The 19192-nt window shown below is 56.8% G+C and carries 16 protein-coding genes and 2 tRNA genes; 10 read left to right on the forward strand and 8 right to left on the reverse strand.

The window, feature by feature from the left end; genetic code table 11:
* Positions 1-6 precede the first annotated feature (6 nt).
* Together IEX10_RS05895 and IEX10_RS05900 are read left to right on the forward strand one after the other, a co-directional pair.
* Positions 7-1119, forward strand: coding sequence for a TFIIB-type zinc finger domain-containing protein (locus IEX10_RS05895; RefSeq protein ID WP_188671985.1), 1113 nt, complete (start codon positions 7-9; stop codon positions 1117-1119).
* 3 nt (positions 1120-1122) lie between these two features.
* Positions 1123-1875: a rhomboid family intramembrane serine protease gene (locus IEX10_RS05900; protein ID WP_188671988.1), complete on the forward strand. Its 753-nt coding sequence runs from the start codon at positions 1123-1125 to the stop codon at positions 1873-1875.
* Between the two features lie 149 nt (positions 1876-2024).
* Here IEX10_RS05900 and IEX10_RS05905 read toward each other — a convergent pair whose 3' ends face one another.
* Positions 2025-2336, reverse strand: a complete 312-nt coding sequence (locus IEX10_RS05905; RefSeq protein ID WP_069300302.1) for a DUF6280 family protein — start codon at positions 2334-2336, stop codon at positions 2025-2027.
* A 220-nt stretch (positions 2337-2556) separates the two neighbouring features.
* On the opposite strand from IEX10_RS05905, the gene efp reads away from it, so the two are divergent.
* Positions 2557-3120, forward strand: coding sequence for an elongation factor P (gene efp, locus IEX10_RS05910; protein WP_101654606.1), 564 nt, complete (start codon positions 2557-2559; stop codon positions 3118-3120).
* A 347-nt stretch (positions 3121-3467) separates the two neighbouring features.
* Here efp and rpmG read toward each other — a convergent pair whose 3' ends face one another.
* Together rpmG and IEX10_RS05920 are read right to left on the reverse strand one after the other, a co-directional pair.
* A complete protein-coding gene (gene rpmG, locus IEX10_RS05915) occupies positions 3468-3635 on the reverse strand; it encodes a 50S ribosomal protein L33 (protein ID WP_069300304.1) in 168 nt (55 codons plus the stop codon).
* Positions 3636-4019: 384 nt separating this feature from the next.
* Positions 4020-5099, reverse strand: a complete 1080-nt coding sequence (locus IEX10_RS05920; RefSeq protein WP_188671991.1) for an Mrp/NBP35 family ATP-binding protein — start codon at positions 5097-5099, stop codon at positions 4020-4022.
* Positions 5100-5208: 109 nt separating this feature from the next.
* On the opposite strand from IEX10_RS05920, the gene IEX10_RS05925 reads away from it, so the two are divergent.
* From IEX10_RS05925 to IEX10_RS19970, 3 genes are all read left to right on the forward strand, one after another.
* On the forward strand, positions 5209-5910 hold the full coding sequence (locus tag IEX10_RS05925; protein ID WP_188671994.1) for an ABC transporter permease: 702 nt from the start codon (positions 5209-5211) through the stop codon (positions 5908-5910).
* Positions 5907-6608, forward strand: a complete 702-nt coding sequence (locus tag IEX10_RS05930; RefSeq protein ID WP_188671997.1) for an ATP-binding cassette domain-containing protein — start codon at positions 5907-5909, stop codon at positions 6606-6608. Before IEX10_RS05925 ends, IEX10_RS05930 begins: the two co-directional genes overlap by 4 nt.
* Before the next feature lie 416 nt (positions 6609-7024).
* Positions 7025-7240, forward strand: a complete 216-nt coding sequence (locus IEX10_RS19970; protein ID WP_229678446.1) for a DUF1127 domain-containing protein — start codon at positions 7025-7027, stop codon at positions 7238-7240.
* 87 nt (positions 7241-7327) lie between these two features.
* Here the strand turns inward: IEX10_RS19970 and IEX10_RS05940 are convergent, their stop codons facing one another.
* Entirely contained in the window at positions 7328-9706 is a 2379-nt protein-coding gene (locus IEX10_RS05940; RefSeq protein WP_188671999.1) for an ATP-dependent helicase, read from the reverse strand.
* Positions 9707-9901: 195 nt separating this feature from the next.
* On the opposite strand from IEX10_RS05940, the gene IEX10_RS05945 reads away from it, so the two are divergent.
* The 4 genes from IEX10_RS05945 to IEX10_RS05960 all read left to right on the forward strand — a co-directional run bounded on the left by IEX10_RS05945 (position 9902) and on the right by IEX10_RS05960 (position 14553).
* Positions 9902-13348: a pyruvate carboxylase gene (locus IEX10_RS05945; RefSeq protein WP_188672002.1), complete on the forward strand. Its 3447-nt coding sequence runs from the start codon at positions 9902-9904 to the stop codon at positions 13346-13348.
* A gap of 4 nt (positions 13349-13352) precedes the next feature.
* A complete protein-coding gene (locus tag IEX10_RS05950; RefSeq protein WP_188672005.1) occupies positions 13353-14180 on the forward strand; it encodes a metallophosphoesterase in 828 nt (275 codons plus the stop codon).
* A 94-nt stretch (positions 14181-14274) separates the two neighbouring features.
* Positions 14275-14349, forward strand: a tRNA-Gly gene (locus IEX10_RS05955).
* A gap of 129 nt (positions 14350-14478) precedes the next feature.
* A tRNA-Gly gene (locus IEX10_RS05960) sits at positions 14479-14553 on the forward strand.
* Between the two features lie 151 nt (positions 14554-14704).
* On the opposite strand, the gene IEX10_RS05965 is transcribed toward IEX10_RS05960, so the two are convergent.
* The 4 genes from IEX10_RS05965 to IEX10_RS05980 all read right to left on the reverse strand — a co-directional run bounded on the left by IEX10_RS05965 (position 14705) and on the right by IEX10_RS05980 (position 19123).
* Positions 14705-16096, reverse strand: coding sequence for a TRAP transporter large permease (locus IEX10_RS05965; RefSeq protein WP_188672008.1), 1392 nt, complete (start codon positions 16094-16096; stop codon positions 14705-14707).
* A gap of 12 nt (positions 16097-16108) precedes the next feature.
* Positions 16109-16675: a TRAP transporter small permease subunit gene (locus IEX10_RS05970; protein ID WP_188672011.1), complete on the reverse strand. Its 567-nt coding sequence runs from the start codon at positions 16673-16675 to the stop codon at positions 16109-16111.
* Between the two features lie 257 nt (positions 16676-16932).
* Complete coding sequence (locus IEX10_RS05975; protein WP_188672014.1) at positions 16933-18027, reverse strand: TRAP transporter substrate-binding protein; 1095 nt, start codon at positions 18025-18027, stop codon at positions 16933-16935.
* 241 nt (positions 18028-18268) lie between these two features.
* Complete coding sequence (locus tag IEX10_RS05980; RefSeq protein WP_188672017.1) at positions 18269-19123, reverse strand: IclR family transcriptional regulator; 855 nt, start codon at positions 19121-19123, stop codon at positions 18269-18271.
* Positions 19124-19192 lie beyond the last annotated feature (69 nt).

A 19192-nucleotide genomic window follows, 5' to 3' on the forward strand; every position in this document is an offset into this window, starting at 1 on the left:
GGCATCATGGACCCTGCATCCCCCGCACCAACAGAACACCGCTTTCCCTGCCATACCTGTGGCTCGGACATGCGGTTTGCGCCCGGAACCGGACAGTTGATCTGCGACCATTGCGGCGCAACAGAGGAGATAACCCCGCCCCAGTCCGGCTTAGCGATCAATGAACAGGATTTCCAACAGGCACTGCGCGCGCAACTGCCCGCCGCCGAGACCGAGGAAATCCGCACCGTCACCTGCGAAAACTGCGGGGCACAGGTCGAGTTTGACAGCAAGACCCACGCCGCAGAATGCCTTTTCTGCGCCACGCCCATCGTCACAGACACTGGATCACAGCGCCAGATCAAACCCCGTGCTCTGGTGCCCTTCGCCCTGACAGAACCACAGGCAAGGGAACGGATGACAGAATGGCTCGGCTCTTTGTGGTTTGCACCGAACGGCCTGCAGGAATACGCCCGCAAAGGGCGCGCAATGCAGGGGATTTACATTCCTTACTGGACCTATGACGCCGACACCAAATCGAACTACAGCGGGGCGCGAGGCGATGTTTACTATGTGACCCAACGGGTTCAGGTGAAACGCAACGGCAAGATGGTGACGGAAACGCGGCAGGTTCCCAAAACCCGCTGGACGCCAACGGCAGGTCGGGTGGCCCGCTTCTTTGACGATGTGTTGGTGCTCGGCTCTAAATCCTTACCAAAAACCTACACGGATGCGCTCGCCCCGTGGGATCTGTCTGCGCTAGAACCTTACGACCCGCAATTCCTTGCGGGTTTTCGGGCCGAAAGCTACACTGTCAAGCTCGATGAAGGCTATGCTGAAGCCCGCACCTATATGGACCGGATGATCCTGCGGGATGTGAAATTTGATATCGGCGGCGACAAGCAGCGGGTGACAAGCGTGGATACGTCGGTCAGCGATGTGACCTTCAAACATGTGCTCCTGCCGATTTGGATGGCGGCCTATAAATACCGCGGGAACACTTATCGCTTTGTTGTGAATGGCCAGACCGGAACAGTGCGCGGAGAGCGGCCCTACTCCAAGATCAAGATTGCCATTGCAGTGATCATCGGGCTGATTATCGCGGCGGCAGCTGGCGCTTATTTCGCGGCAAACGGCTGATCCATGTTTCCAATTCGCGATCACAATCCGTCCCGCCGCTCACCATTTGTCACCTATATTCTTCTGGCTACAAATATCCTTATCTTCCTCGCTTATTATCCAGCCGCCAGTGGAGATGACTACGCGCTTGCTGCGGTCTGGCAGGATTGGGCCACGATCCCGCGCAATGTCAGTTCTGGGGCTGATCTGCACACAATCTTTACATCTATGTTTCTGCACGGCGGCTGGATGCATCTGGCGGGCAATATGCTGTTCCTTTGGATCTTCGGCGACAATATGGAAGATGCATTCGGCCATTTGAAGTTTCTTGGATTTTACCTGCTTTGTGGCGTTGCCGCTGATTTGTTGCAGGTGGTTGCCGATCCCTATTCCCCCGTTCCGGTTGTCGGAGCGTCCGGAGCGATCGCCGGGGTGCTTGGCGGATACCTTTTGCTGTATCCCCGTGCGCGGGTCGATGTGGTGGTGATCTTTATTATCTTCTTCAAAACCTTTGCACTGCGCGCATGGATCGTGCTGGGCGCGTGGCTGGCATTTCAACTGTTCGGCGGGCTCTCGACCCCGGCAGATGGCGGTGGTGTGGCTTATTGGGCACATGCGGGCGGCTTCGTTGCGGGGGTTGCACTTAGCCTGCCCTATTGGCTGTCCCGAGGCGGACCGCAGTTTTGGTCCGCCACACAAGGGCACCCGCCCCACCCGCCGACACCGACACCTCTGGTGCGCTCTCGCGTGCCTGTAGTGCGCCGCAAAGGGCGATAGACGCAGCGCGCATAACCTAATGGGTCAACCACCAGCGATCCGACGCGGTTTAGAGAGTCCCGACATGAAGACACCAGTCAGGCACGAAAAAACGCCCTGCGCAATACAGGGCGTTTTTCAATAAAGTCAAAAGCTTACGCTAGGTCAGCTTAGGCTGCTTTCGCAGCTTGCTGGCGCTCGCTTTCTTCACGGCTCAGCGCGACAGAGGTGCGCACACCCCGATCCACGAACTCCATCATGCCTTTGACGCAGCGCTCTGTCGGTTCGATACCGGCGCACATCAGCACTTCACGGCCATCGCGAGAGCGGGCCCAACGGGCGATGGAATCCACGCCGTTTCCGTATTTCTTATCGTCCGCAATGGCATCATCCAGAGCGGCGAGTACAACAGCAGCGAAAAGCTTCTGCGAGCGTTTTCCCTGGTCGTTATTGATAGCAGTCTCATCAACGTAATCGAACATCACGTCCTCTTTACTTTTTTGTTTTACCGGCTGTTAACGCAATATGGCGTTTCTGTGACGATTCGATAGGCCCGCAAACGCAAGAGAGCCATGCAGTAGGCACATACCTATCGAAGCACCCGTATCGCACCAATCACCACCGTACTGCGGGTTGAATTGCGCATTGGCACAATATATAGGCTTGGGGGTCCAAAAATCAACCGCGCAAAGGGTAAAATGCATGCCAAAAATCAATGGCAACGAGATCAAGCCGGGAAATATCCTGGAACACAACGGCGGCCTGTGGATCGCGGTCAAAGTGGACCATGTGAAACCCGGCAAGGGTGGCGCGTTTGCCCAGGTTGAAATGAAGAACCTGCGCAACGGCTCCAAACTGAACGAACGGTTCCGCTCTGCCGACAAAGTAGAGAAAGTCCGGCTGGATCAGAAAGACCAGCAGTTTCTTTATGAAACCGATGGAATGTTGGTGTTCATGGATATGGAAACCTACGAGCAGATCGAACTGCCCGCAGATATTCTGGGCGACCGCCGCCCGTTCCTGCAAGACGGCATGACGATCCAGATCGAATACTACGAAGCCGAGGCGATTTCTGCGGCCCTGCCCCAAAAAGTGACCTGCACTGTGGTTGAGACCGAGCCTGCAGTCAAAGGCCAGACAGCGGCAAACAGCTTTAAACCGGCAGTGCTCGACAATGGCGTGCGCGTTATGGTGCCACCATTTGTGGGGCAGGACGAAGCCATCGTAGTTAACACAGAAACTATGGAATATGCCGAGCGGGCTTAACCAGGCAGCAATATCGGGAATCTGCAATTTATAGTAGAGTAAAGGGTCCGAAATTCGGGCCCTTTTACATGCTCATTCTTGGAAATGTATAGAAACGTTAAAAACTTCGCAGTTTTTTGACGAACTATTCACGGGATAGTTAACAAGATATAAGTTACCTTAAGTTAACGACGCGGTGTCGTTGTATTTGAGTACCTATACCTTTTCAAAGATAGGGGCGGCTCTCCCGGAGCTGCCCCTATTCTTTTGTGCCCGCAGACGAGCAGACGCAGTTTCGCTGCGCGCCTTCACAAAACGAAAAAAGCCACGACGGATCGCGGCTTTTTCACAAAAGAAGGTCCGATCAATTACTTGATCTTGCCTTCTTTATACTCGACGTGCTTGCGCGCGACGGGGTCATATTTTTTCACGACCATCTTTTCAGTCATAGTGCGCGAATTTTTCTTGGTCACGTAGAAGTGGCCGGTGTCCGCTGTGGAATTCAGGCGGATTTTGATCGTGGTTGGCTTAGCCATCTGATATCTCCTCGGCAGGCAGCGCTGCGAAATCTCGAATTGGCCTTCTACACCACTCCCACCCCCTGTCAACCCAAACAGAGGCAACAAGAGAGGGGAAATCTGGTTTTCTGTATCTTAGGTTAAGTTCAGACCTGAAATTGGCTCTTTTACCCACCTAACACTGTAGAAACCGGAGGCTGGTCCGACGCTTGAAGGGGCATAAACTTTAAGCGGAGATGAGTACTCCGGCGGTAGAATCGGATATTTATCTGCCAGAAGAAATTGCGAGCAGAAAAAAGAAACGCCCTGATCCGCGAGAACCAAAGCGCCTTCTATTTTGCGGCCATCGGCCTGTGAAACTAAACCGCGCCCGTACTATTACCGAGTGTGGTTAATTTACCTTTAAGCCATCCCGCCAGCCACAAGACGGGCGGCGATCGTTGCATATGCTTCGGCCTGAGGCGAATCCGTAGCCGCAATAGGCGTGCCACCGTCACCAGCCAAACGGATGTCGATATTGAGAGGGATCTCCCCCAGGAATGGCAGACCAAGCCGCTCTGCCTCGGAGGCTGCGCCGCCGTGACCAAAGAGGTGTTCTTCATGGCCGCAGTTGGGACAGATATAGGTCGACATATTCTCGATCATGCCAAGCACGGGCGTTTTCGTCTTTTCGAACATGTTCAGCGCCTTGCGCGCGTCCAGCAGCGCCACGTCTTGTGGGGTGGACACCACGATCGCGCCCGTCACCTTGGCCTTTTGCGCAAGCGTCAGTTGCACATCCCCTGTACCGGGCGGCAGATCGACGATCAGCACGTCGAGTTCGCCCCACTCCACCTGCCCCAGCATCTGTTGCAGCGCCCCCATAAGCATCGGCCCGCGCCAGACCACGGCTTGATCCTCTTCCAGCATCAGGCCGATGGACATGATTGTTACGCCGTGATTCTTCAGCGGGATGATGGTTTTGCCGTCAGGCGAGCTGGGCCGTTTGTTCACCCCCATCATGCGGGGTTGGGACGGCCCGTAGATATCTGCATCAAGCAGCCCCACACGCCGCCCCTGCCGCGCCAGTGCCACGGCGAGATTGCTGGACACTGTGGATTTCCCGACACCGCCCTTGCCCGAGGCAATCGCCAGAATGCGGTCCACCCCTGCCACCGGCGCCTGATCTGCGCTTGGCTTCGGGTGGCCACCGATTTTCAGCTGTGGCGGTTCTTTGGATTGGGGCGCTGATTGCGCGGGGCCGTGGGCTGTCAGCAGCACAGAGGCCTTTTCTACGCCATCAAGCCCCGCCACGATCTTTTCCGCAGCCTGACGCAGCGGTTCCATCGTCGGGCCCAGTTCCGGTGGAACCTCCAGCACAAAACGGACCGTTGTGCCTTCGATCGACAGCGCGCGCACATAATCGGCGCTGACAACATCGCGCCCGTCCTGAAGCTTCAGGGCCTTCAGCGCCTCGAGAATTTCTGCTTGTGTCGCGGCCATAGTGCTATTCCTCTGTTCTGCGGTTGCGCTTGTGCGCCATTCGACCTTAACTTGTCCATCACAGACAAAAGGGCAAGAGGCATCCGTCAAAAGCGGTGTTTGAAACGGCATGGATATACTTTCTACCGCAATGTCGTTAATCTTGTCCGCCGACCGCGACCTGTTTGCGATTATTACGTTGTCTCTACAGGTGAGCTTCACAGCAACGTTGATTGCATCACTGGTTGCCATTCCCGCCGGAGCCGCGCTTGCCATTCTGCGATTTCCGGGGCGGCGGCTGTTGCTGGTCGTCTCAACCGCTTTTATGGCGCTGCCCCCAGTGGTTGTCGGACTGGCGGTTTATCTGCTGTTGTCTCGTTCCGGCCCGCTTGGTCCGCTTGGGCTGTTGTTCACACCCACGGCAATGATCGTAGCGCAAAGCATTCTGATCCTGCCGATTGTACTGTCCCTGACCCATCAGGCGGTTGAACCCCTGTTGCGGGATTACGGCGGGCTGTTTGCTGCGCTCGACACGCCGCGACGCTTACAGGTGCGTACGCTGATCTGGGACGCGCGTTTTGCGGTGGCGGTGGCAGTGCTGGCGGGGTTTGGCCGTGCACTGGCCGAAGTGGGGGCTGTGATTGTTGTCGGGGGTAACATCAACGGGCTGACCCGCGTGATGACCACGACGATTGCGCTGGAGACATCCAAGGGGAACTTGACGCTGGCGCTGGCGCTGGGGTTGGTGCTGATCACTATCGCCTTTGGAATTAACCTGTTGATACACGCGGTTGCCCGACGGGGTGAAGTCTATCAGATGGTGCGCAAATGATCCGGTTGCAGATTGATCAGGCGAGCCTGACGTTTAAAGGCACGCGCAGGCTTGGCCCCCTTGATCTGGATCTGGAACTGTCAGGGATCACTGCGGTGCTTGGGCCGAATGGCGCGGGCAAGTCGTTGTTCTTGTCGCTGTGTCACGGCACATTGCTGCCGGATCGCGGTGCGGTGCGCTGGCAGGGGCAACCTGCACGGGACAGCCGTGCGGCGCGGGGGGTCATGTTGCAATCCCCTGTGGTGCTGCGCCGATCCGTGGCGGGCAATATCGAGTTCGCCTTGCAATCGCGCGGGCTGCCCCGGCAGGTGCGGCGCGAGCGGGTGGAACATGCGCTGATCGCTGCAAGGCTGGAGGATCGCGCCCACGCCCCCGCCGCCACCTTGTCAGGGGGGGAGCTGCGGCGGATGAGCTTTGCCCGCGCCCTTGTCACCGCACCCCGCGCCTTGGTGTTGGACGAGCCCTTTGCGGGGCTTGATCCTGCGGCCAGTCAGGTGATGGAAGCGATGATTATCGAGGCCGCTGCCGCCACGCCGGTTCTGCTGTCCAACCACGATCTGGTCCAGACCCGCCGGATTGCACGACAGGTTCTGTTCTTTTCCAAAGGGCAGATGCTGGAGCACGCAAGTACTGTTGCGTTCTTCGCCGACCCGCAAAGCGGCGTGGCACAAGCCTTTCTTCAAAGCCAGTTGCTTTAGCTTTCGTATGCTATTTTCGGCCCCGCCAAAAGCCATGCAAAAACTGCATAGCGGGGTTGAACAAACGGGTCTTTCCCATCGGCCATTCAAACCCTAGATAAGCCTCAACGCTTCGGTGAGCTTTGAAAACTTGCAGTTCCTCCCAATCCACGAAAGTGGGCAGTTTTTACAAAGTTCCCAAGCTGTCAGCCGGTATCGGCTGAACCAACGGATCGCCTTTTCCTCCCTGTTGGGGCGGTCCGAAGAATAACGGCGGTGCGCCCTCCCTCGCACCGCCGTTTATTTTTTGAAAAGACATCCATGCGTTCAACGCATAGCGGTTTTGACCAAATGCGGTCTACTCCGAGGGGCCTGAATGATTAGGTTCCGCTTAAGAACATAAACGATAGACACACAACGCCGGAAAGGATCTTCCAATGGCTTCGATCACTACGAACACAACCACACGTGACACATTCTTCGCAAACCTGCGCGCATCTGTTGCAGACGCTTTCCGCTCTGCTGTTCAAATGCGTCAGTACCGTGCGACTGTGACACAATTGTCCGCTCTGTCCACACGTGAACTGGACGATCTGGGCATCGCCCGTTGCGAAATCAAATCGGTTTCCCGCACAGCGGTTTACGGCATATAAGAACGCTCCCTTCCGAGGGAAATGAAAAAAGGCGCTGCGGTCGATCCGCAGCGCCTTTTTGTTTGTCCGCCAGATTGATCGGCGCGTTTAAAACGGGATGTCATCTGCACTGGTGACAAAGCTAGCGACAACCTTTTTCACGCCGGCCTTCTCAAAGGCGACCTCCAGTTTGTCCCCTTCAATACCTGTCACAGCACCATAGCCGAACTTTTGATGGAACACGCGGTCTCCAAGATTGTGAAGCGGGATCGCCTTGCTGTCGATCACCAGCCCCTTGGCCTCGCGCGGTTGAGACGTGCCACGCTGGGCAGAGCGCGCCTGCATCCGCTTCCAGCCCGGTGAATTATAGGCATCCGCACGGCCTGCCTTCTCCATCAGATCAGAGCCTTTGCTGACCCCGTCAAACGTCTGACTGCTGGCCGCAGCCCCGAATCCGCCACCGTACAGGCCGGGCGGTGTCAGCACATCCACGTGCTGTTCCGGCAATTCGTCAATAAAGCGGCTCGGCAGTGACGATTGCCACTGGCCGAACACACGCCGGTTTGCGGCAAAGCTGATGGTGCAAAATGCCTCGGCGCGGGTGATTCCCACATAGGCAAGTCGGCGTTCTTCTTCGACCCCTTTGAGGCCGGTTTCATCCATAGAGCGTTGGGACGGGAACAGGCCGTCTTCCCAGCCCGGTAGGAACACCACTGGAAATTCCAGCCCTTTGGCCGCGTGAAGGGTCATGATGCTGACCTTTTCCACGTCGTCTTCCTGTTCGTTTTCCATAATCAGGCTCACGTGTTCCAGAAAGCCTTGCAGGTTTTCGAACTCTTCCAGCGCCTTCACCAGCTCTTTGAGGTTTTCCAGACGACCCGGTGCTTCGGGAGTTTTGTCGTTGCGCCAGTGGTCGGTGTATCCCGATTCTTCGAGCATCTGCTCGGCGATTTCGATGTGGCTGGTCTTATCCTCGCGGATCAGGGCGGACCAGCGGTCAAACCCTTCGGCCAGTTCACGCAAAGCGGCGCGGGCTTTGGCGGACAATCCCCCTTGGGACACGACGATTCGCGCCCCTTCCAGCAAGCTGACACCGTTTTCACGGGCGGCCATCTGGATGGTTTGTTGGGCCTTGTCGCCGATCCCCCGCTTAGGCGTGTTCACAATCCGCTCAAACGCGAGCGCGTCGTCAGGGCTGACCGCCACGCGGAAATAGGCCATCGCATCGCGGATTTCCATGCGTTCATAGAATCGCGGTCCGCCAATGACGCGGTAGGGCAGACCGATGGTCAGGAAACGGTCTTCAAAGGCGCGCATCTGATGGGAGGCACGCACAAGGATCGCCATGCGTTCGGGGCTGATCGGGTCATGCCCCCGCGTGCCACGCTGGAAATTCTCGATCTCTTCACCGATCCAGCGGGCCTCTTCCTCACCGTCCCAATGACCGATGAGGCGGACTTTCTCGCCCTCGGGCTGGTCGGTCCAAAGCGTTTTCCCAAGGCGATTTTCATTGCCTTTGATGACGCCCGAAGCCGCCCCCAAAATATGGGGCGTCGAGCGGTAGTTTTGTTCCAGCCGGACAGTTTTCGCGCCCGGAAAATCCTTTTCAAACCGCAAAATGTTGCCAACTTCGGCCCCGCGCCAGCCATAGATCGACTGGTCGTCATCCCCGACACAGCAAATGTTCTTATGCTCTGCCGCCAGTAGACGCAGCCACAGGTATTGGGCCACGTTGGTATCCTGATACTCGTCCACCAGAATATAGCGGAACCAGTGCTGGTATTTGGCCAGAACATCGGGGTATTTCTGGAAGATCACCACCATATGCAGCAGCAGATCGCCAAAATCACAGGCATTCAGCACCTTCAGGCGATTCTGATACGCCTCATAAAGATCGCTGCCCTTGTTGTTGAAGGCCCCTGCTTCGGCGCCTGGAACCTTGTCCGGTGTCAAAGCACGGTTTTTCCAGCCGTCAATCAACCCTGCCAGCATCCGCGCGGGCCAGCGTTTGTCGTCAATGTGTTCGGCCTGAATAAGCTGTTTTAACAGACGTATCTGGTCGTCCGTATCCAGAATGGTGAAGTTGCTTTTCAGCCCCACCAGTTCGGCATGGCGGCGCAGCAGTTTGACGCAAAGACTGTGGAAGGTGCCAAGCCACGGCATGCCTTCGACCATTTCCCCCAGCAATCCGCCGACGCGGTTCTTCATTTCCCTCGCGGCCTTGTTGGTGAAGGTCACTGCCAGAATCTGGTTCGGCTGTGCCCGTCCCGTGTGCATCAGATAGGCAATCCGCGCTGTCAGCGCCTTGGTCTTGCCCGTTCCGGCACCGGCCAGCATCAAAACCGGCCCGTCCAGCGTTTCAACAGCGTCCCTTTGGGCCGGATTTAACCCGTCCAGATAGGGCGCAGGACGCGCTGCCATAGCACGCTGCGACAAAGGAACGGCGGCGGCTGCCTCAAAGGCGTCTGATTCTTCCCAATTGCTCATGTCTGTATTCTAGCCCCATCCACGCCCGAGTTAAAGCGCGTGTTCTCAAAATGTTCCAACCACTTGAAGTTCGCTTCAAAATGTCTCCGCAAACTAAATTACCGCTTTTGTTGCACCGCAGCATTTTCCACGCTACGCATTTGTCACAAAAAGCCGGATATGATCCAGGCCAGCCCCAACAAGGACCAAGCCCAGATGAAAAACTTCTCCAAGATCCTGATTGCCAACCGCGGTGAAATTGCCATTCGCATCATGCGTGCTGCAAATGAAATGGGAAAGCGGACGGTGGCCGTTTATGCGGAGGAAGATAAGCTGGGGTTGCACAGGTTCAAGGCGGATGAAGCCTATAAAATCGGGGAAGGTCTTGGCCCTGTTGCCGCCTATCTGTCGATTGAGGAAATCATCCGCGTCGCCAAGATGTGCGGCGCTGACGCGATCCATCCGGGCTATGGGCTGCTGTCAGAGAACCCTGATTTTGTTGATGCCTGCACAGATGCGGGAATTACCTTTATCGGCCCCAAGGCGAAAACCATGCGCCAGCTTGGGGATAAAGCCAGCGCGCGGCGGGTTGCGATCGAGGCCGACGTGCCGGTGGTTCCGGCCACTGACGTCCTGCCTGACGATATGGACGAGGTCCACCGCATGGCCGCAGAAGTGGGCTATCCCTTTATGCTGAAGGCAAGCTGGGGTGGCGGCGGTCGCGGGATGCGCCCGATCATGTCACCGGACGAACTGGAAGAAAAAGTGCTGGAAGGCAGGCGCGAGGCTGAAGCCGCTTTCGGCAACGGTGAGGGCTATCTTGAACGCCTTGTGCAGCGCGCGCGCCACGTAGAGGTTCAAATCCTTGGCGACCAGCACGGTGAGATTTATCACTTGTGGGAGCGGGATTGTTCGGTCCAGCGGCGCAACCAGAAGGTCGTCGAACGCGCCCCTGCCCCTTATCTGTCCCAAGAACAGCGCGAGCAGCTTTGTGCCTTGGGCCGCAAAATCTGCGCCCATGTGGGGTATGAATGTGCTGGTACTGTCGAATTCCTGATGGATATGGACACGCAGGAGTTCTTCTTCATCGAGGTAAACCCCCGCGTTCAGGTGGAACACACCGTCACCGAGGAAGTCACCGGCATTGATATTGTGCGCAGCCAGATCAAGATTGCCGAGGGCGCTACATTGGCCGAAGCCACCGGTGTTGCCAGTCAAGTGGACGTGCAACTGCGCGGCCATGCCATGCAGTGCCGTGTGACAACCGAAGACCCGCAGAACAACTTTATCCCCGATTACGGCCGCATCACCGCCTATCGCGGCGCGACCGGCATGGGGATTCGTCTGGATGGCGGCACCGCCTACTCCGGAGCGGTGATCACGCGCTATTACGATTCTCTGCTGGAAAAAGTCACCGCATGGGCGCCGACCCCGACCGAGACGATCGCCCGTATGGACCGCGCCCTGCGGGAGTTCCGTATTCGCGGTGTGTCCACAAACATTGCTTTCGTGGAAAACCTGCTGAAACACCCGACGTTTCTGGACAACAGCTATACCACTAAATTCATCGACTCCACGCCCGAGCTGTTCCGCTTCAAAAAACGCCGTGATCGCGCGACGAAAATCCTGACCTATGTGGCCGACATTACCGTAAACGGTCATCCCGATGTCGAAGGCCGCCCTAAACCTGCCGCCACCGCCAAGGCACCTAAACCACCGGCGAACCGCGCCGATGCGCCTGCCTATGGCACCCGCAACCTGCTCGAAGACAAAGGTGCGCAGGCTGTTGTGGACTGGCTGGGTGAACAAAAACAACTGCTGCTGACCGACACCACAATGCGTGACGGGCACCAGTCCTTGTTGGCGACGCGGATGCGGTCCCACGATATGATCGCCGTGGCCGAAGCCTATTCCCACAACCTGCCCCAATTGTTCAGCATGGAGTGCTGGGGCGGTGCGACCTTTGATGTGGCCTACCGCTTTTTACAGGAATGCCCGTGGCAGCGGCTGCGCGACCTGCGCGCCCGTATGCCTAACCTGATGACGCAGATGCTGCTTCGGGCCAGCAACGGTGTGGGCTACACCAACTATCCTGACAATGTGGTGCAGGAATTTGTCCGTCAGGCCGCAGAAACCGGCGTTGATGTGTTCCGCGTGTTTGACAGCCTGAACTGGGTGGAAAACATGCGCGTTGCAATGGACGCTGTGGTGGAAAGCGGCAAGATTTGCGAAGGCACCATCTGTTATACTGGCGATATTCTGGATGCGGACCGCGCCAAATACGACCTGAATTACTACGTCAACATGGGCAAGGACCTGAAAGCTGCGGGCGCGCACTTGATTGGCCTGAAAGATATGGCTGGTCTGTTAAAACCTGCTGCAGCCCGTGTTCTGGTCAAGGCCCTGAAGGAAGAAGTTGGCCTGCCGATCCATTTCCACACGCACGATACCTCGGGCATTGCGGGGGCGACAGTGCTCGCCGCCGCCGAAGCCGGTGTCGATGCGGTTGATGCGGCAATGGATGCATTTTCCGGTGGCACCTCTCAGCCCTGTCTCGGGTCCATCGTCGAGGCTTTGCGCCACACCGACCGCGACACCGGACTGGACATCAAGGCCGTACGTGAGATTTCGGATTACTGGGAAGGGGTTCGCGGCCAATATGCGGCGTTTGAATCCGGTCTTATGTCCCCTGCGTCTGAAGTGTACCTGCATGAAATGCCCGGTGGTCAGTTTACCAACCTTAAAGCGCAAGCGCGTTCCCTCGGGCTGGAGGACCGCTGGCACGAGGTCGCCCAGACCTACGCGGATGTGAACCAGATGTTCGGGGATATCGTGAAAGTCACGCCGAGCTCCAAGGTGGTTGGCGATATGGCGTTGATGATGGTCAGCCAGAACCTGACCCGCGCCGAGGTGGAAAGCCCGAAAACAGATGTGGCCTTCCCTGACAGCGTTGTCGATATGATGCGCGGCAATCTTGGCCAGCCTCCGGGGGGCTTCCCGCCAAAACTGCAGGCCAAGATCCTGAAAGGCGACACCCCTGCCACCACTCGTCCGGGGGCGCATATGCCGCCCGTAGATCTGGACGAAGCCCGTACAGAACTGTCCTCTGAACTGGAAGGCTATGGGGTGGATGGTGAAGACCTGAACGGCTATCTGATGTACCCCAAGGTCTTCCTTGATTACATGGGACGGCACCGCACCTATGGTCCTGTGCGCACCTTGCCCACCAAAACCTTTTTCTACGGGATGGAACCGGGAGAACAGATCAGCGCCGAGATTGATCCGGGCAAGACGCTGGAAATCCGTCTGCAGGCTGTCGGGGAAACCGATGAAGGCGGCGAGGCCCGTGTGTTCTTTGAACTCAACGGCCAGCCCCGCACCGTGCGTGTCACCGACCGCAAAGCGGCTGCAACGTCCGCGAAACGGGCCAAAGCCGAGGCCGGAAACCCCGCCCATATCGGCGCACCGATGCCCGGTGTGATCTCTTCTGTGGTGGTCAGTACTGGACAGAAGGTGAAATCGGGCGATATGTTACTGACTATTGAAGCCATGAAAATGGAAACTGGTATTTACGCCGAAATGGACGGCACCATCAAAGCCATTCACGCGCCGGCCGGATCACAGGTTGACGCAAAAGACCTTTTGATCGAATTCGAGACCTGACCTTATGCAAAAACTTCTGGCCTTCACAGACATTCACATGAAATCCGAAGGCCAGAAGATTATCGGGCTAGATCCGTTCGCACAGTTTGAACGGGCGCTGGCTCACGGCTTGCGTCACCACCCCGAAGCAGAGCGGATTATCCTGATGGGTGATCTCGCCGATACCGGCGCCCCAGAAGAATACGACCGTGTGCAGGAAATTCTGCAAGACATAGAAACACCCGTCACCCTGATGGCAGGCAATCACGATGTGCGCGATACGCTTGTGCAAAAGATGCCACAGGCTGTTTGTGACGCCGCGGGCTTCCTTCAAACAAGCCACAGCTATGGCACCGTGCGGGTGTTGACGCTCGACACGCTGTTCGGGCCTCCTGCGGTCTCCTACGCCCATTTCGGGGCCTATTGTGACCAGCGGTTTGCGTGGCTGACAGAGCAACTGTCAGAGGCGAAGCAAGCAGGGCAGTGGGTCGCGCTGTTCTCCCATCATCCGCCGTTTCGGGTGGGCTTTAAGGGCATGGACCAGATCCGTATGCGTGACGATGCACGGATGCTGAAAGTGCTGAAAGGATCGGGCGTTTCTGTGCATCTGATCTGCGGCCATATCCACCGCACCATTTCCGGAAACTGGGACGGATTCGGCTTTTCCATGTTGAAAAGCACCTGCCACCAGATGCCTTTGGCAATTGATACTACCGAGATGACGCTTGGCACAACGGAACCCGCGGCCTACGGGGTGATCCTGCTGACAGATGATGGAATCATCGTACACTCCGAAGACTTCGATCTGGTGCAAGAGACCCTGAACACTCACACCGAAACCCCTGTCGCCTAGCGTTTTCACCTAAATGGTTTTTTTTCGTTTTTTGTTCACTTTCCCCTTGTGCAGACTCGCTGTTTCTCGTTATACGCTGCCACACGAAAAGGACGCGGGCGTAGCTCAGGGGTAGAGCATAACCTTGCCAAGGTTAGGGTCGAGAGTTCGAATCTCTTCGCCCGCTCCAATTCGTTTCCTGCCTCGGCAGGATGAGACAAAGGCCACCTTCGGGTGGCCTTTTGTGTTTCTGAACTTCAGTTTTTTCCTCTTGTGCAGGGTCACGGTTTCTCGTTATACGCTGCCACACGAATAGGATGCGGGCGTAGCTCAGGGGTAGAGCATAACCTTGCCAAGGTTAGGGTCGAGAGTTCGAATCTCTTCGCCCGCTCCAATTCGTTTCCTGTTTCGGCAGGATGAAACAAAGGCCACCTTCGGGTGGCCTTTTGTGTTTCCGGCATCCGGTGGTCTCGCATGTAAACAACAAAGGCCGCCTGCGGGATCACAGGCGGCCTTGGCGCGTGTTTAGCGGTGCGGTGGGCAGGTCAGCCCGAAATCACCTTAGGCAGCCATGTCACGATCTGGGGGAACAGGAACAGGCAGGCAATCGCCACGATCTGTAAGAAAACAAACGGCAGGATGCCTTTGTAAATCGCCGAGGTCGGTAGACCGTCCGGCGCCACTCCGCGCAAGTAGAACAACGCAAAGCCGAAGGGCGGGGTCAGGAAGGAGGTTTGCAGATTAACCCCCACCAGCACGCCCAACCAGATCGGGTCCACATCCAGCGCCAGCAGGATCGGCGCGGTGATCGGGATCACGATAAAGATGATCTCAAACGTGTCGAGGATGAAGCCGAGCACAAACATGATCGCCATTACCACAGCCACCGCCATCAGCGTACCACCGGGCAGGTTTGACAGGAATTCGTGCACCAGATCATCCCCGCCCATCAGGCGGAAGACGATAGAAAACACCGAAGCCCCAAGCAGAATCACAAACACCATACTGGTGATTGTTGCCGCAGAAACAACCGTATCGCGCAGCACCGCAAAGGACAGTCGCCAGCGCAGTGCCGCCAGCACCATCGCGCCCACAGCCCCGACAGAGGCCGCTTCCGTCGGGGTGGCAATACCGCCCAGAATGGAACCGAGCACCGCCATAATCAGCAGGAACGGCGGCACCAGCGCGACGAACACCTCGCGCATCAAACCACGTTTTTCCTCCTCGGACACTGGCATTGCCGGACAGCTTTTCGGGTCAGTGAACGCCTTGAACGCCACATACCCCATATACAGCCCAACCAACAGCATACCGGGCAGCAGTGCGCCGGCAAACAGATCCCCGACAGACACAGGCGTGGGCGCGAAATTGCCCTTGGCCATCTGCACCTGACTGTTGATGCCAGACAGCATATCGCCCATGAAAATCAACACGGTAGAGGGCGGGATAATCTGGCCGAGCGTACCGCTCGCACAGATCACACCGGTGGCGAGTTTCGGATCGTACCCCGCACGCAACATAGCTGGTAACGAGATCAGACCCATTGTCACCACGGTCGCCCCCACAACCCCTGTGGACGCCGCCAGCATCGCGCCGACGATCACCACCGAAAAGCCAAGCCCGCCGCGCAGGGAACCAAACAGCTTGCCCATGGTCAGAAGCAATTGCTCTGCGATATTGGACCGCTCCAGCATGACGCCCATAAAGATGAACAGCGGCACCGCCACCAGAACCTCATTCGTCATGAAACCGATATAGCGGTTGGGCAAAGAGCCAAAGTTGCTGGGGTCGAACACCCCGAACATCATCCCCGCAAGCCCGAACAGCAAAGAGACCCCTGCCAGAGTAAAAGCCACGGGAAACCCGAGCAGCAGGAAGCCGATAATGCCAAAGAACATCAACCCCGAGAGGAGCTCGCCGATAAGTACTGGATCCATTGGAAGTCTTTCTTACACGTCTGGGGTTTCGGCTGTGGCTGCACCATAGCGGATCTGGGGAGGCACAAGTTCGGGCCGCCCGCCAAGCACGAGTATCGAGCGCACAGCCATTGCCACACCCTGAAGCGCAAGCAAGACCGCGAACCCGATGATAAAGCTTTTAAGGATGAACAAACCGGGCATACCACCCACATTGGCCGAGGATTCGTGATACCCCCATGACCGGGTGACAAAAGGCATGCTGTAAGCGTAAACGACCCAAGTGAAGGGCAGCAGGAACAACACGACGCCGATCAAATCAACAAGCGCTTTGGTGCGGATTTTTGCAGGGCGGTAGAATATATCCACCCGTACGTGGTCATTCCGAAGCAAGGCGAATCCTGCAACCGCTGTGAACATTGCGCCGTTCAGCCAGATATACAGATCCTGCAACCAGACATAGCTGACCGCGAAAACATACCGCTGGACCACGACCGTGAAACAGACCACAACAATGCCAAGGGATAGCCAGGAGAATACTTTCCCCAAACCGTTGTTTATATGGCAGATGATGCCGGCACATAGCGCTAAGAATTGCATGTTTGACGCCTCCTCTTTCGCTGCCTTTTCCATGCTGACGCGGGGTGATGCAAGACTGCAATCGACAGGAAAATCCGTTTTCGCCCGAAAAATGCAGCATCCACGCGCAGAAAAATGCGTTTTTGACAGGTTTTGACCGGCCTTCCCGCCTGTCTGCCCCCGTTATAAAAAACACCCGCCAGCGGAAACCGGCGGGTGTCGGTTTAAAACCGGATGTACGGGGCGGAATTTTGGCAACGCCCGCCCCGATTTGATCATCAGATTTTGAAGTATTTTTCCCGTGCGTTTACGAAAGCACCATCTGTGGTCTTGGAGCGCTGACGAAGGATGTTGAGCGATTCAATGAAGCTCTCGGCGGTCTTTTTCACCAGCGCATCATCAGAATCCCGCAAACCGGCCATGATCTCGCTTGCCGCTTCAGCACCGGCCTCAAGGATTTCCTCGGGGAACTGGCGAATGTTTACGTCGTGCTCGTTGCCCAGAGTCTGCAGCGCACGTGGATCATTGGCGTAGAAATCAGAAGCAACCTGATCGTATTCTGCCTGACAGACATCGCGTACGATGGCTTGCAGGTCTTCGGGCAGCGCCTGATATTTTTTCTTGTCCACAACCAGTTCGGTGGCCAGACCCGGTTCTACGAAGCTTGGGAAATAGTAGTTTTTGGCGACCTGATGGAACCCAAGCGCGAGATCGTTGTAAGGGCCAACAAATTCAGCCGCATCCAGCGTACCCGATTGCAGCGCCTGAAAGATTTCGCCAGCCGCCATGTTCGTCACAGTCGCGCCGAGTTTTTCCCAAACACGCCCGCCAAGCCCCGGTGTGCGGAAGCGCAGGCCGGATACGGAATCAACGCCGGTCAGTTCGTTCTTGAACCAGCCGCCAGCCTGTGTACCGGTGTCGCCGGACAGGAAACCCTGAACGCCGAACTGGTCATAAATTTCGTCCCAGATTTCCTGACCGCCCATGTAACGGACCCAAGCTGTCAGTTCGCGGGAAGTCATGCCGTAAGGCACGCCGGTGAAGAAAGACAGCGCAGGAGATTTGTTCTGCCAGTAGTAAGCAGCGCCGTGGCTCATCTCTGCGGCACCGTCGATTACGGCATCAAGGCTTTGAAGTGGTGGGACCAGTTCACCTGCAGAATAGACTTTGATCGTCAGACGACCACCAGAAGCTGCGGTAATCCGGTCTGCAAGACGCTGCGCGCCCACACCCAGCCCCGGAAAGTTTTTAGGCCATGTTGTGACCATGCGCCATGTGATGTTGCCGTCAGCAACCGCAGGTGCAGCCAGAGTAGAGGCCGCAGCACCCACGCCCAGCACACCGGCTTTAGAAATAAAAGAACGACGATCCATAAGAGATCTCCTTTGGTATTGGTTACGCACTCCACAGCACCCGACACGCGGCCCGACCCTGCGACTTACCGAATTTCGGGGTATTGGCAAAATTGGCAGGTATTGTCCATGCCAATAGTCAAGCCACACCATGGGGTTTGATGCAGATAACATGTTACGTATAATACAGCGTCTTTTCCAACGCTTAGCACCAAAAAAACCGCACCCCAATCGAGTTCGGAGCAGTCCTAGCTGTGCGAAGTTACCGGTGCCGGACCTGGTTTGCCTGCCGCGTCAAACCGACCGGATCGGCTTCAGCGCTGGCAGCATCATGGCCAAAATCACGAGAAAGTTTGCGTGTGAAAGCCAGAAGTTTGGTGGTTGTTTCGCCCTTGGGTTCAAGATCAACCATCCCCGTCGGCCCAATAGCCGTTACACATAATTGCAAAGCACCGGTGTGATCAAAAACCGGTGCTGCTATGGCGGAAACGCCGGGAATTGGCATGTCTTGCGTGATCGCATAGCCTGCCGCTTTTGTTTCAGCCACTGCTTTTTCATAGGCTGCCTCATCAATCTCAAACAGGGCGCGGCGGCGAAAATCCTCGTCTGCCATTTCCCGTTCGATCACAGGGGCCGTCACAGAGGACGGCAGAAAGGCGGCAAACGCGCGCCCGGTGGCTGTGACTGTCATATTATAGACGCCGCCCACCTGCACGTTCGCATGTATCCGCGCCGCGTATTCCTGAACGTAGGTAATTGTCGGACCTTGCGCGCCCCACACAGCAACGGACACCATCAGCCCAAGGCTGTCGACCAGATCAGCAACCCGTGCAATCGTGTCGCGATAGGCATTCTGTCCGCGCAACCGTGCCAGCCCGATATGAAGCGCGAACGGACCGAGTTGATAGGTCCCCCGAGCTGTCTGTTCGACCATCTCCATCGCTCGAAAGCTGACCAGATAAGGGTGAAGCTGCGCTGGCGCCACTCCCATCAGTTCTGCGAGATCCCGCAACTTGATCGGTCCCTGCGCATTGGCCAGTTCCCGCAGAATACGCCCTCCCGTTTCAATAGATTGCACACCCCGTGAGGCAGGTCCGGATTGGGTGGGTTTGGGCATGATCAGGCCTTGTTTAGCAGGGCCGATCTCATCCGGCCAATTGAGCCTTATTATACATAAAAAACATGG

The organism is Neptunicoccus cionae, assembly GCF_014643735.1.
Taxonomy (GTDB): domain Bacteria; phylum Pseudomonadota; class Alphaproteobacteria; order Rhodobacterales; family Rhodobacteraceae; genus Amylibacter; species Amylibacter cionae.